This window comes from Streptomyces odontomachi (genome assembly GCF_024435355.1).
Lineage (GTDB): Bacteria > Actinomycetota > Actinomycetes > Streptomycetales > Streptomycetaceae > Streptomyces > Streptomyces odontomachi.
The window spans coordinates 117,240-130,605 of record NZ_JAMJWG010000008.1; the positions used below are offsets into that span (position 1 = coordinate 117,240).

The following is a 13,366-nucleotide window of genomic DNA, read 5'->3' on the forward strand; positions in this document are numbered from 1 at the left end:
GGGGACAGGCGGGGGCCAGGCGCGGGGAGGCGCCGGGTCCACCGGGATCTGAGCGCGCGCGGGTCCACGACGGGGCACATCAATTAAGTTAAGGAGCTTTCCTTATTCCAGGGTGAAAGTAATGCGCCTTCCGGCGACCGTCAACGTGTCCCGGCCAGGGTCTCCCTCACCACGCTCGCCGCGCGCTCCGCATCCCCGCGCGAGACGTCCAGGTGGAACACGAACCGGAACTCCGGGCGCCCGCCGGTGCACAGCACGCCCCGGGCCGCCAGCCGCTCCACCAGGTCCGGCGGTGTGACGCCGGCAACGGGCCGCGCGAACACCATGTTGGTGCGTGCCGCGCCGACCTCGAGCCCCGGCACGTCGGCGAGGGCCTCGGCGAACAGTGCGGCGTTGGCGTGGTCCTCGGTCAGCCGCTCGACGTGGTGGTCCAGCGCGTACGACGCGGCCGCCGCCAGCACGCCCGCCTGCCGCATCCCACCGCCGAGCGCCTTGCGCCACCGCCGGGCCCGGCCGATGAACTCCCGCGAGCCGAAGAGCAGCGAGCCCACCGGCGCCCCCAGGCCCTTGCTGAAGCACACCGACACGCTGTCGAACTGCTCCGCGATCTGCCGCGCACCGCTGTAGGGATCGCCGCCGCCGGCCACCGCGGCGTTGAACAGCCGTGCGCCGTCCAGGTGGGTCGCCAGGGCGTGCTTGCGGGCCACGCCCGTCGCCGCCTGGAGCTGCTCGCGAGCGATCACCCTGCCGCTGAACGTGTTCTCCAGACACAGCAGCCGGGTCCGCGCGTAGTGCGGATCGTCCGGCTTGACGGCCGCCTCGATGTCCGCCGGGTCGAGCGTGCCGTCCCCCCGGTCCGGCAACGGCTGCGGCTGGATCCCCCCGAGCACGGCAGCCCCGCCGCCCTCGTGGGTGTAGAGGTGCGCTTCCCACATGGCGATGTACTCGTCGCCCCGCCCGCAGTGGCTGAGCAGGGCGCAGAGATTGCTCTGGGTGCCCGACGAGACGAACAACGCGGCCGGGAAGCCGAGCAGGTCGGCCGCCCGCTCCTGGAACGCGTTCACCGTGGGATCGTCGCCGAACACGTCGTCGCCCAGGTCGGCCCGTGCCATGGCGGCGCGCATCGGCTCGGTGGGGCGGGTGACGGTGTCGCTGCGCAGGTCGATGACGTTGTCCATGCCTCATTCCTACCGGTCGGCCCGGGCACCGTCGACAGGGGGACAGGAGCACGGGGACGGCGGAGCCCGGACCCTCCGGCCTCACCTGTACGTGAGGCCGGAGGGTCCGGTCGCTTCCCGCGGTCGCCCGTGGCCGGGGTCAGCCCGCGGTGACCGTGAGCGTGGGTGCCGCGTTGCTGCCGCTGTACGTGGCCTGGAACCCGAACGAGGTGCTGGATCCGGGTGCGACGACCCCGTTGAAGCCGGCGCTCTTGGCGGTCACCGACCTGCCCGAAGAGGTCACCGTCGCGTTCCAGGAGTTGGTGATCTGCTGGTTGCCCGCCCAGCTCCACGCCACCTGCCAGGCCGACGTCGGCGCGGTGCCGTTGTTGGTCACCGTCACCGTCGCCGTGAAGCCGGCGCCCCAGTCGTTGTCGACGTGGTAGGTGGCCGCGAGCGTGCCGCCTCCCGTGCCCGCCTTGGTGGTTCCGGTGACGGGGGCGGACGCCGCGGAGGTGTTGCCCGCGGCGTCACGTGCCTTGACGGTGTACGTGTACGCGGTGGAGGCCGTGAGGCCGGTGTCCGTGTAGCTGGTCGAGGAGGACGTGCCGACCTGGGTGCCGTCCCGGAAGACCTGGTAGGCACTCACCCCGATGTCGTCGGTCGACGCCGTCCACTTCAGCGACACGCTCGACGTCGTGGTCGACGTCACCTGGAGCCCGCTCGGCACGGACGGCGTCTGGGTGTCGCCGTTCCCGGGGTCGCTGCCGCCGCTGCCGAACAGTTCGGCGTAGACGGCCAGGGCCATGGCGATGTCCGCCTGGGCCCAGAAGCGGTGGTACGTGAGCGTCGGTACGGAGCCGCCGTCCAGGTAGGCCTGCACCTTCGGCCAGTCGGGGTCGTCCTTGTACCAGGACCGCAGGGACAGGAAGGTGGCGTTCGAGTCGATCTTGTCGCCTCTGGGCATGGTGCCGGTCCAGCCGGACGGGATGTACACCGTGTCGTTGAACCGGTTGTAGTCCTTGCGGGTCTCCGGGACCGCGATGCCCTTGGCGTCGGTGTTCGCTGCGACGGCGTCCAGCAGCTTCTTGGCGACGTCGGCGGTGGAGGTGTCGTTCGCCTTCTTCGCGTAGTACAGCAGCGCCTTGATCAGCGCGGCCGCGACACCGACGTCACTGCCGCTGTCGACGACGGAGACGTGCAGCCCGGAGTTCTTTCCGGGGCTCGACGGGTTCCAGGTGTCGGGCTGGCCGGTCCAGCTCAGCGTCGACGGGATCGAGAAGGCCCCGCCGGAGCCGACCGTGATCAGCGGCACGACCCACGAGACCCACTTGTCCAGGATGGCCTTCGTGGTGGCGTCGCCGGTCACGTAGTAGTACTCGGCGACGCGTTCCATGCCCCACGCCTGCATGCCGAACCAGTTGTTGCTCGGCGGGTCGTGGTAGACCGGCTGCCAGTCGTAGGCCATGCCGTAGAAGGTCGGGGTGCCGGACGGCGGCTGGCCGTACTGGCCGTCCCAGCTGTTGGTCGCACCGCCCGCGATGGCGCCCTCCGCGGACTGCAACCACCGGATGAACTCCAGCTGGCGGCCGAGGCTGGTGGTCCAGTCGCCCTTCGCGGTCGCCGACTTCGGCGTCAGCTCGGACACGCTGGACAGCGCCCAGGCCGCGAGCAGGTTCTGGTAGCCGTGGTGCATGGCGCCGTCGCTGATCCGCCAGGACCAGCCGCCGCTGCCGACGGCGCCGCCCCAGGCGTAGTACCAGCCGAGCATGTAGTGCTGCGAGCCGCGCCCGGTGCCCGCGGGGCAGCCGGTCGGGCTGGTGCAGTCACCGATCTTCTTGAAGTACTTGTCGAACATCGCGTAGCGCAGGTAGTCGCCCATCTTGGCGGCCTTGGCGACGGTGGCCGAGACGGCGCTGGCGTTGCCCTGGTCGGAGGCCCACTTGTAGGCCCAGTACGCGGCCTGGACGGCGCGCGCGTCGGCGTCCGGCGCGTTGGTGTACTTGTACTGCTGGGAGTAGCTCTTGTCCCCGGTGAACAGGTCCAGGTAGCCGTTGGTGCCGCCGTACTTGAACAGGTCGGTGCACGGCTGCGGCACCGTCTCCCACACGGACTCCTGGGCACCGCGCTGGTAGCTGTTGATGAACGACGGACCGGACGAGGACGGCCCGTCCTCCGAGCCCTTGCCGGGCGTGTTGCCGTAGCCGTAGACGTTGTCGACGTCCATCAGCCAGTGCATGCCGTAGATGTCCGAGCTGCCGTAGGCGGACTTCAGCTCGGCGGCGATCGGGTCCGAGCCGACCGGGACGGTGCTGTCCAGCTGGCTGGGGTACTTGGACGGGTCGGACCACTCGGGCGCGTACGTGGCGGGGCTCGCGGCGTTGTACGAGTCGTTGCTCGGCTGGTCCGCGTGCTGGGGGATGATCGACTTCTCGGCGGTGGCCCAGGCGTTGTTGAAGGGCGCCCAGTCGCCGGTCACCCGGCCGTAGGTGGCCTCCAGCCAGAACCAGTAGCTGAACGCCTCCGAGGTCGTCTCGTGCCCGTGGTCGGGTGCCTCCACCATCAGGGTCTCCACCGAGTGGTAGGGGATGCCCTGGGGGCTGAAGTACCCGTTCGCCGGGTCCTTGATCTTGTCGTACTGGTCCAGGAACGCCTGCGCGTACGGGTCGTCGGCGGCGGCCGCGCTGCCGGCGGACCTGGACACGGGGACCGGTGCGGCCTGGGCGATCCGGGGCACGGCGGCGATGGCGGCCGCGGCGCCCGCGATGGCGATCAGCTGTCTTCGTGACAGGGCGGGCCTGGGGGAATCGGACATGTGGAAGGCACTCCTTATGCGGATGCGTCGAGGGGTGACGCCTGCGAACGCGTCGAGGGGTGACGCCGCCGGAGAGGAGGGCGACGGAGCTGGTCGAAGCGACTGCTGAGGTGTGGGGGGCGCGTTGACGGTGGTGGGGTTCCGGCCCGGTGGTGGGGTGGCCGGACGTCCGGTCCGCGCTCTGGGGGTACCCCCTGCTCGAAGAGCCTGGGGGATTGCAGTCGCCCCGCACAGCCCCGTGCCCTCGGCGCCTGGGGTCCCCGAGTTCTCGGGCGGCGCGTGGCTGAAGTCTGCGAGCGGCGTCAGGCTGCGCGTGGCGTCAGCCGGCGGTGCAGGTGAGGGTGGGTGCGGCGTTGCTGCCGCTGTAGGTGCCCTGGAACCCGAACGAGGTGCTGGCTCCGGGGTTGAGCGCACCGTTGTAGGAAGCGCTCTTGGCGGTCACCGACGTGCCCGACTGGGTCACCGTGGCGCTCCACGAGTTGGTGATCTGCTGGCTGCCCGGCCAGGTCCAGGTGACCTGCCAGGACGGCACCGAGGCCGTCGAGCTGCTGGTGACGGTGACCGTCGCGGTGAAGCCGCTGCCCCAGTCGTTGTCGACGTGGAACGCCGCCGTGCAGGCACCGTCGCCGGGGTCGCCGGGGTCGCCGCCCGAGCCGGCGGTCGTGGCGGTCACGGCGCTGGACGCCGCGGAGGTGTTGCCGGCCGCGTCACGCGCCTTGACCGTGTACTGGTACGCGGTGGACGCCGACAGACCGGTGTCGGTGAACGTGGTGCCGGTGGCCGTGCCGACCTGGGTGCCGCCCCGGTAGACCAGGTAGCTCGCCACGCCCACGTTGTCGGTCGACGCCGTCCACGACAGCGACGCGCTGGCGGCCGTGGTGCCGGTGACCTTCAGCCCGGTCGGGGCGCTGGGGGCCTGGGTATCCCCGGTGCCGGGGTCGCCACCACCGCTGACCGGCGGGTAGGCGTTGGCCAGGAGCTGCCGGAACTGCGCGGAGAACCAGTGGCCCGCCAGCGGCGAGTTGGGGAGTGCACCGGACATGCTGTTGCCGTTGCGCCCGTTGCCCGTGTAGGTGGGGTCGCACATCTGGTCGAAGCCCTTGCCCTCGTCGTTGTCGACGGCCTGGCTGGCGCCATCCGACTCGCCCGGCGGCTTGATCCAGACGTAGGCGTCGACACCGGCCTCGGGTGCCGCCGCCGGCCGCTCGCCGAGTCCCGCACCCGACTGGTTGCACCAGTTGCCGGGGTGGATACGGCGGTCGATGCGGCCCCCGTTGACGTAGTCGTCCACGCTGGTCGTCGGGCCGGCGGAGGTGGGCCGGTCGGAGCCGCCCCAGCCGTTGCGGGACGTGTCGATCAGCATGCCGATGCCGGACTCGAAGCCGGCCGAGACCGCGGCACCGCGCATGCCCCCGGCGAACGACTCCTCGTCGACGTACTGGTTCCAGTCGACCCACTTCGACTGCCGCACGCTGGTGCCGTTGACGGTGTCGGTGACGGAGAAGTTGGGCTCGTGCAGGGCGCTGTAGTTGGCGGTGTTGACCGCGAACCCGGCGACGTCGGCCGGCGTCGCGCCGGTCGAGGTGGCCGCCTGGTACGCCATCTTGGCGAACGGTGCCAGGTTGGTGTCCCAGCCGAGCCATCCGTGGTGGCCCGCGTCGATGTAGTTGTACACGTTCGACAGCGCGCCGAGCTGCGCCAGCGCGTAGCCGACGCCCTTGACGTAGTTGCCGTTCTGCTTCATGGTCGCGCACGCCGCCGTGGCGCCGGCCTGGCCGTCCGCGTTGGTCACCAGGTTCGGCAGCGAGTCCGGTTCGATGACCGCGGCGATCTTCAGCCCCGCGTACGCCGAGTCGGCGAGGATGGCCTTGATCGGGTCGATGTAGCTGTGCTCGTAGGCGTCGAGGTCGTCGGGGCCCAACTCACCGTTGGACGCCAGCGCGGCACAGTCGCGGCCGGGCAGGTCGTAGACGACGATCTGCACGAGGTCGGCGCCCTGCGCCTTGGCGGCGTCCAGGTGGTCACGCAGACCCATGCCGCCGTTCACGCCGTCGATCGCCGCGATGCGGTCCAGCCACACGTAGGTCGGCTGGTCGGAGACGGCGCTGCCGCCGGGCTCCGCTTCGGCGTTCGCCTGCCATTCCGGGTTCACGTACGGCGTGGCGCCGACGTAGGGGTTGTCCACACGGGCCGCCACGGCGCCCTGCGCCGCGTTCGCCGGTCCGGACGCCACGGTGAGCGCAGCGCCGACGGCGAGAGCGGACCCCAGGGCCAGCCCCTGCCAACGTCTCTTCCAGTGCATGGTCAGTGTCCCTTTCCCATCCCGGCCTGACGGGCCAGAACCTCTCTCCCTGGCCCGGCAACCCGGAGAAGTGTCGATCCGGCACCGGCGTCTCTCCCGCCGCGCGCACGGACCCGCGGGTGGGCGGATCCGGAGGTGCACGGTGCGGGGTCGATGCCGGTGAAGTGCGGATTCTGCCTGTACCCACGGGAGGTCCCGAATGACCGAATGGGAGCGCTCCCATTCGAAAGCTAGCAGCCCGTCACGACATACGAACAGAGGTAGTTCACAACTTCTCCACCCCGCCTTTCCGTGCGAACGGGTCCGGCACTTCAACTTGACGGAGGAAACCGCACGGTATGCATGTATATGACAGGATGTAAGCCACGATTCTGACGTGCCGTCAGTCCGGCTCGTCGGCCGGCGCGGGACAGCGGTCGCGAGGTGCCGAAGCCGCACGGAAACCGGCCGCCCCTCGCTACCATCGTCCGGCTCCACGCACCCAGGGGGGAATGGCATGGCTTCCTACGGACGGCCGGACAGCGAGTGGGACGAACTCACCGACGCGGGCCGGGAGTTCCTGATCGAGGTGGCACGCAGACGCGCGTTCACCACCTACACCGACCTCAACACGGCCCTCGTCCAGCGCACCGGATGCCGGCCCTTCGACTTCGCAGGCCCCGGCGGACGGGCCGCGATAGGGCACCTGCTCGGTCTGATCGTGACGCGTGACCAGGACCTCGACCCCCAGGACCCGCCGGTCATGCTCTCCGCGCTGGTGATCTATCAGGGCGGAAACGACGCCGGCACCGGCTTCTACCAGCTGGCCAAGGAGCTGGGCCTGTTGTCCATGGGCGCGTCGAAGGACGAGCGGGATGTGTTCTGGACGGAGCAGGTCAAGCGGTTGCAGAAGATCCACGCCGGCTGACGTCCGTACCCGTGGTGCCGCCGCCCGGCCCGCCCACCGGTGCCGACCCGGACCGCCCGGACCGCCCGGACCGCCCGGACGCCGACACCCCACGCCCGAACGGATCGCCTCGGCGGGACCGCACCGGGACTTGTAGCGTGAGGTCAGGCATCCCGACTCCACGAACTCGGGGCGGCTGAGAACCCCGTGGACGGTCGACCGCGGGGTTCGCGAACCACTCAGGCGGAGGGCAGCGGTGACAAGGCAGCCGGCATGGGATGACCCGGAGCGGATCGGCGGGTACTGGATCGCCGCCCGGTTGGGTGCCGGCGGGCAGGGCGTGGTGTACGAGGCGTACGACGGCGCCGGGGCACGGGTCGCCCTGAAGGTCCTGCACCGGGAGGCCAGCCCGGCGATGCAGGAGCAGTTCCAGAAGGAAGCGCAGGCCGCTCGGGCGGTGCCCCCCTTCTGCACGGCGCGCGCCCTGGCGGTCTCCTCGGACCGGGGAAGGCCCTTCCTCGTCAGCGAGTACGTGCCGGGGCCGACCCTCTCGGCCCGGGTCGGCCAGGAAGGACCGTTGGACGAGGGCGGCCTGCTCCGGCTGGCGATCGGGGTGGCGACGGCCCTGGCCGCGATCCACAGCGCCGGCGTGACCCACCGCGACCTGAAGCCGGGCAACGTGCTGCTCGGCCCCGACGGGCCACGGATCATCGACTTCGGTATCGCCCGGACCTCCGAGATGTCGCTGACCACCACCGGCGCACTGCTGGGAACACCGGGATACATGGCACCGGAGGTCCTGGACGGGCAGCGGGCCACCCCGGCGTCGGACGTCTTCGCGTGGGCCGCGGTGGTGGTGTTCGCCGCGACGGGGACGGAGCCGTTCCGGGGCTCCCACATCGGCGAGGTCGTCTACCGGACCAGCAAGCTGGACCCCGACCTGTCCGCGCTGCCCGCGCAGATACGTCCCCTGGTGGCCGCCGCCCTCTCCAAGGACCCGCAGCAGCGTCCCACCTCCGTCGGGCTGCTGGCCGGGCTGGTGGGAACGCGGCCGGGACCGCAGGCTTCGTCCACCGCGCTCCTGGAGGACGGCGCCCAGCAGGCGGACCGCGCCGGAGGCCCCCGGTGGGCGCCGCCCACCCTGGTGCGGCCGCCGTTGGGGCAGGTGGCGGAGGCCGCCCTGCGTGAACTGCCCCCGTCAGCCCAGTCGGCAGCCCGAGAACTCCTGCTGCGCATGGTCGAACCCCGAGACGTCCCGGACGGCTCGGAGGACACCGTGCGGACCACCACGTGGGAGGAGCTGTACGCCGGGCGCTCGGACCACGAGCGGGACGCGATCTGGCGATGCGTGGACGCCTTCGCCCGGGCCGGTGTCCTGAAGACGTCCGACGACGGGTCGTGCTGGCCGGTCAGCGCGGCCCTGCTGCCGGCGTGGCAGCGGCTGCGCGAGTGGATCGCCGCGGACCGCGAGCACCTGCGCACCCATCGCGCACTGAGCCAGGCCGCGCACGCATGGCACACCCACGGCGAGCGTGCCGAGGACCTGCTGCACGGCAGCACCCTTCAGACCTACCTCCAGTGGGCGGCCCACGCACCCACCTGGATACGGCCCAACCCGCTCGAACGAAGGTTCCTCGAAGCCGCGCGTGCGCGCACCGCGCGTACGGTGCGCCGCAGGCGCCAAGCGCTGTCCGCGGGAGCGGTGCTGGTGGTCATGGCCCTGACCGCGGGGGGCGTCTTCTGGCACCGGGCGAGCGAGAGCGCACGTCAGCGCGATCGCGAGACGGCCCGCTCCACCGTGCGGGCCGCCGAGGACCTCCGCACCAGCGCACCGGACACCTCCAAGCTGCTCACCCTGGCCGCCTGGCGCATCGCGGAACTCCCCGAGACCCGTGGCGCGCTCCTCTCCGCGGCAACCCGTGGAGCGGACGAGACGATCACGCTTCCGGCGGCCAGCGGTGGCGCTGAAGGGACGGCGCTGTCCGCCGACGGCATGACCCTGGCCCGGAACACCCCCTCCGGCCTCGAGTCCTGGGACCTGAGCCGGCACCAGTCCGGAGCGGAAAAGCCCGTCCTGCGGGACGACGCGGTACTCACCGCCCCCGGCACGACGGTGCCGATCGTGAGTCCCGACGGCCGTACCGCCCTGGTACAGGACGAGCCGTATCGCCGCGTGTCGACCCGGAAGCCGACCGACAAGGGAACGCCGGTCGGCGGCTTCGGTGCCTTCGTGCCCGTGCAGCTGACGAATGCAGGAGACCTGCTGCTGCGTTCCGGTGGCACGGACAGGGTGGTGGACGCGACGGGGAAGGAAGTGACCAGCGCCGCCGGCATCAAGGCGCTCTCCCCCGACGGCCGTTACCTCGCCGGTTGCGGGGGCGACGACCTCACGATCCGGCCCTTGCGCTCTCCCGCGGCGTCAGCCGTCAGCACGGACAGTACGTGTGCCGAAGTGGAGAGCGCGCAGTTCTCCCCCGACGGCCGGACCCTGGTCGTCTTCGGGGGCGGCGAGGTCGACGAGGTCACGCTCTACGACACCCGCACGGGGCGAGCGCTCAACGACACCTGGCTCCAGGGATTCCACCGTCCCGCGTTCAGCTCCAAGGGCAGCTACGTCATCGGCCAGTCGGAGGACAACGGACTGGAGGTACGGTCCCGGGAGGACGGGTTCGGCAGCCCCCTCTTCTCCACGGCCGAACCCGGCGGCGAGGTCGAGCAACTCGCCCTGGACGAGGCGACGGGGACGCTCTCCTACCTCACCCCCGGGTCGCGCGAGGTCCACCAGATCGATCTGGCACCCGTGCTGGACGGCGGCCGGAAAGCGCAGTTCCCCAGCGCGGCGTCCGCCTCCGCGACGCAGTTCTCGTACGACGGCGGCAGGGCCCTCGTCCGGATCAGTCCGCTCGGCAAGGACCCGGTCCTCCGTGTGGTCGACACGGACACCGGACAGGCGGTCAACGACCCCTTCACCCAGACCGGCTGGGGTGCCACCGAGGGAGCCCCCTCCGCCGCGCTCTCCGGCAACGGCCGCCGGCTCGCCTACGACCGGATATCGGGCGCCGGATGGCAACCCCGAATCGTCGACCTCACCACCGGCAAGGAGACGACACCACCCGTCTCGCTGCCCTCGGGGCACCAGCCGGAAAGCATGAAGCTCTCCCCCGACGGACGCTATCTCTCCTTCACCTCCCATGTCGCCGGGGCGGGCATTCCGGACACCGACTACACCACCCAGATCTACGACCTGCGCGCGAGGAAGAAGGTCCACCAGTACCAGGGCAAGCGGGACGACGATGCCTTCACCCCGGACGGCCGCCACCACGTCACCTCACGCGGCGAGTTGCTGGACCTCACCTCGGGCACCGTACGCAAGCTCCCCTTCAAGGGAACCGGGTACGCCAAGGTCGCCGTCGCCCCGGACGGCACACGCCTGGCGGCCGTGGACTCCTCGGGCCGACTCGACCTCTGGGACCTGGAGAAGGCCACGCGGATCGCCCGGATCTCCCCGGACCGCGTCAAGAACGATCCTGATTCCGCCGCGCTGAACGGTGCACCCGTCTTCTCCCAGGACGGCACCCTCCTGGCGGAACCCCTCTATTCCGGTGGAGTCCGCCTCTGGGACATCTCCAACGAGGCGTACCTGAACACCCTCACGCCGCTCGTCCCCCACCTGGACAGCATGACCTTCCGGCACGACAGCCTGCGCTATCTCGACCACGGCTGGCTGCACACCACGGATCTCTCATCCGACGCCCTGGCGACGACCATCTGCAAGGACGTCGGACGCGACATCACCCAGGCCGAGTGGCAGAAATACATTCCGAGCATGGAGTACCGCAAGGTCTGCTGACGCCGACCTGCTGGTCTCGCCCGGCACGAGACGCAGCAGCGGGTCAGACGGCGTCGACGCGGGTGGCGGGGAACCCGCGTCGACATCGCCCCGTGTCAGGCCGGTCCGTGTCAGGCCGGTCCGTGTGCCCGGCCGCGTCCGGAAGGCTGGGTGTCGCTGCCCGGCGCGGCTTCACGGTCGTCGGCCGGCCGGCGGAAGAGCCCGCCCGGCCACCAGAACCAGCGGCCCAGGTCCAGGGCGAGGGCGGGGACCAGCACCGTGCGGACCAGGAACGTGTCCAGCAGGACCCCGACACCGACGAGGACCCCCATCTGGGCCATGGTGACCAGCGGCAGGCCGGCGAAGATCGAGAAGGTCGCCGCGAGGACGACGCCCGCGGCGGTGATGACGCCTCCGGTGCTGGTCAGACCCTCCAGGACGCCGTGCGTGTGACCGAGGCGTGCCGTCTCTTCCTTCACGCGGTGCATGAGGAAGATGTTGTAGTCGTTGCCGAGTGCGACCAGGAAGACGAAGCCCAGCAGCGGGATCGACCAGTCGACGCCCGCGAAGCCGAGGACGTGCTCGAAGAGCAGGTTCGACGCACCCAGCGCTGCGACGTACGACAGAACCACGGTGGCCAGGAGCAGCAGGGGGGCGACGAGGGCCCGCAGCAGCCAGATCAGGACTCCCAGGACGACCAGGAGCACGATCGGGATGACCGTGGTCAGGTCGCGGTCGGCGGCCCGCTGGGTGTCGAGGGTCTGCGCGGTGGTACCGCCGACGAGGGCGTCCGCGCCCTGGACCCGGTGTACGGCGGCCCGCAGATCGTCGATCGTGTCCTTGGCAGCCTGGCTGTCCGGGGCGTCCCGCAGCACCACGGAGAGCATGACGAGTCGGCCGTCCCGGGTGGGGTCGCCGCTGTTCTCGATGCGGGCCACGCCCTCGACGGCGGCCGCGGCCGCCCGGACTTCGGCGGCCTTCCCGGCGCTCGTGACGATCTTCGCGGGGTCGGAGGCGCCCGACGGGTAGTGCGCCGAGATGTGCTCCTGAGCGACGACCGACTCGGGGGTGTCCTGGAACGTCTGGGCCTGCGTCAGTCCCATGTCGATGCCGGCCGCGCTCAGGGCGAGGACACCGGCGACGGCGCCGGACATCATCCAGGACCAGCGGGGCCGCCGGGCGACGGCGGTCGCGATACGGGACCAGACGGTGCGCGGTCTGCGGGCGGGCGTTCCGTGGTGCGGTACGAACGGCCAGAACACCCAGCGGCCGGCGATGACGAGCAGCGCGGGGAGCACCGTGACCATCGCGAGGAAGCCGCAGACGACGCCGACCGCGCCGACCAGCCCCAGCGAGCGTGAGGAGTTGATGTCGGCGAAGGCGAGGCAGGCCAGGCCGGCGGCGATGGTGCCGGCCGACGCGAGGATCGCCGGGCCGGACCGGCCGAGCGCGCTGCGCATCGCCTCGTGGCGGTCGGACCGGCGGTGCAGTTCCTCGCGGTAGCGGGCGATGAGCAGCAGCGCGTAGTCGGTACCGACGCCGAAGACGAGCACCATCAGCACTCCCGCGCTCTGCGGGTCCACCGGCAGCCCGGCGTGCTTGGCCAGCAGGTAGGTGGTGACCTGCGTGAGGACGGCCGCGAAGCCGACGGCGAGCAGGGGGAACAACCAGAGGATCGGGCTGCGGTAGGTGATCAGCAGCAGTACGGCCACGACCAGGCCGCTGGCGAGCAGCAGGGTCGAGTCGAGGCCGTCGAAGACCGCCACCGAGTCGGTGAGGGAGCCGGCCGGCCCGCCCACCTCGACCGCCACGCCCGGCGGGGCGTTCGCTGCGGCGATCTCACGCAACTCGCCGATCTTGTCGGTGACGTCATCCTCGCTGTCCAGCGGTACGACCGTCATCAGGGCCGCGCCGTCCTCGGACGGCAGCGGCTGCGAGACCTCCTCGCCCGCCGGGACGAAGCGCGCGAAGGCCGTCCGGTCGGCGGCCGCCTTCCCGTCCGCACCCGCACCGGTGTAGACGACGACGGCGGGCATCACCGTGTCCGTACGGAACTTCTCCAGCTCGGTGGTGACGCGCGCGGACTCCGCACCGCGCGGCAGGAAGGCGTTGGCGCTGGAGTCCTCGACGTCGCCGAGCTTTCCGGCCAGCGGCCCGAGGGCGACGGCCACGATCAGCCAGGCTGCCAGGACGAACCACTTGCCACGCCGCCCGCCTGGGGCACGGGCGGCGAGTTTGAGCAGCGCACGCATGAGTAGTCTCCTTCGTGGGAATGCGCGCCGCCGGTAGCCGGTGCGGCACACCGGCACAGGGCGCACGCGGCCCGCACCACGGCGCATGAGGTGTGACGACCTGCCGTGGTACAGGATGTGTGTCC

General features: G+C 71.2%; 6 protein-coding genes. 2 read left to right on the top strand and 4 right to left on the bottom strand.

Translation table 11 applies throughout. The features are described 5' to 3' along the window. Positions 1-140 precede the first annotated feature (140 nt). From ltaE to NQO67_RS18395, 3 genes are all read right to left on the bottom strand, one after another. Entirely contained in the window at positions 141-1,178 is a 1,038-nt protein-coding gene (ltaE, locus tag NQO67_RS18385) for a low-specificity L-threonine aldolase (RefSeq protein WP_255951131.1), read from the bottom strand. 139 nt (positions 1,179-1,317) lie between these two features. After that, positions 1,318-3,972 (bottom strand): glycoside hydrolase family 48 protein, encoded by a 2,655-nt coding sequence (locus NQO67_RS18390; protein WP_255951132.1) that lies wholly within the window; start codon positions 3,970-3,972, stop codon positions 1,318-1,320. A 319-nt stretch (positions 3,973-4,291) separates the two neighbouring features. Next, complete coding sequence (locus NQO67_RS18395; RefSeq protein ID WP_255951133.1) at positions 4,292-6,274, bottom strand: glycoside hydrolase family 6 protein; 1,983 nt, start codon at positions 6,272-6,274, stop codon at positions 4,292-4,294. Positions 6,275-6,770: 496 nt separating this feature from the next. Here NQO67_RS18395 and NQO67_RS18400 point away from each other — a divergent pair, with 496 nt between their 5' ends. Beyond that, complete coding sequence (locus tag NQO67_RS18400; protein WP_255951134.1) at positions 6,771-7,181, top strand: hypothetical protein; 411 nt, start codon at positions 6,771-6,773, stop codon at positions 7,179-7,181. A gap of 235 nt (positions 7,182-7,416) precedes the next feature. After that, positions 7,417-11,010, top strand: coding sequence for a protein kinase domain-containing protein (locus NQO67_RS18405; protein ID WP_255951135.1), 3,594 nt, complete (start codon positions 7,417-7,419; stop codon positions 11,008-11,010). Positions 11,011-11,120: 110 nt separating this feature from the next. Here NQO67_RS18405 and NQO67_RS18410 read toward each other — a convergent pair whose 3' ends face one another. Beyond that, entirely contained in the window at positions 11,121-13,241 is a 2,121-nt protein-coding gene (locus tag NQO67_RS18410; RefSeq protein ID WP_255951136.1) for an MMPL family transporter, read from the bottom strand. Positions 13,242-13,366 lie beyond the last annotated feature (125 nt).

Bases quoted from the DNA above. Each gene is read 5' to 3' on its own strand.
- NQO67_RS18400 (WP_255951134.1), top strand. From the start codon at position 6,771: ATGGCTTCCTACGGACGGCCGGACAGCGAGTGGGACGAACTCACCGAC.
- NQO67_RS18410 (WP_255951136.1), bottom strand. From the start codon at position 13,241: ATGCGTGCGCTGCTCAAACTCGCCGCCCGTGCCCCAGGCGGGCGGCGT.
- NQO67_RS18390 (WP_255951132.1), bottom strand. From the start codon at position 3,972: ATGTCCGATTCCCCCAGGCCCGCCCTGTCACGAAGACAGCTGATCGCC.
- ltaE (WP_255951131.1), bottom strand. From the start codon at position 1,178: ATGGACAACGTCATCGACCTGCGCAGCGACACCGTCACCCGCCCCACC.
- NQO67_RS18395 (WP_255951133.1), bottom strand. From the start codon at position 6,274: ATGCACTGGAAGAGACGTTGGCAGGGGCTGGCCCTGGGGTCCGCTCTC.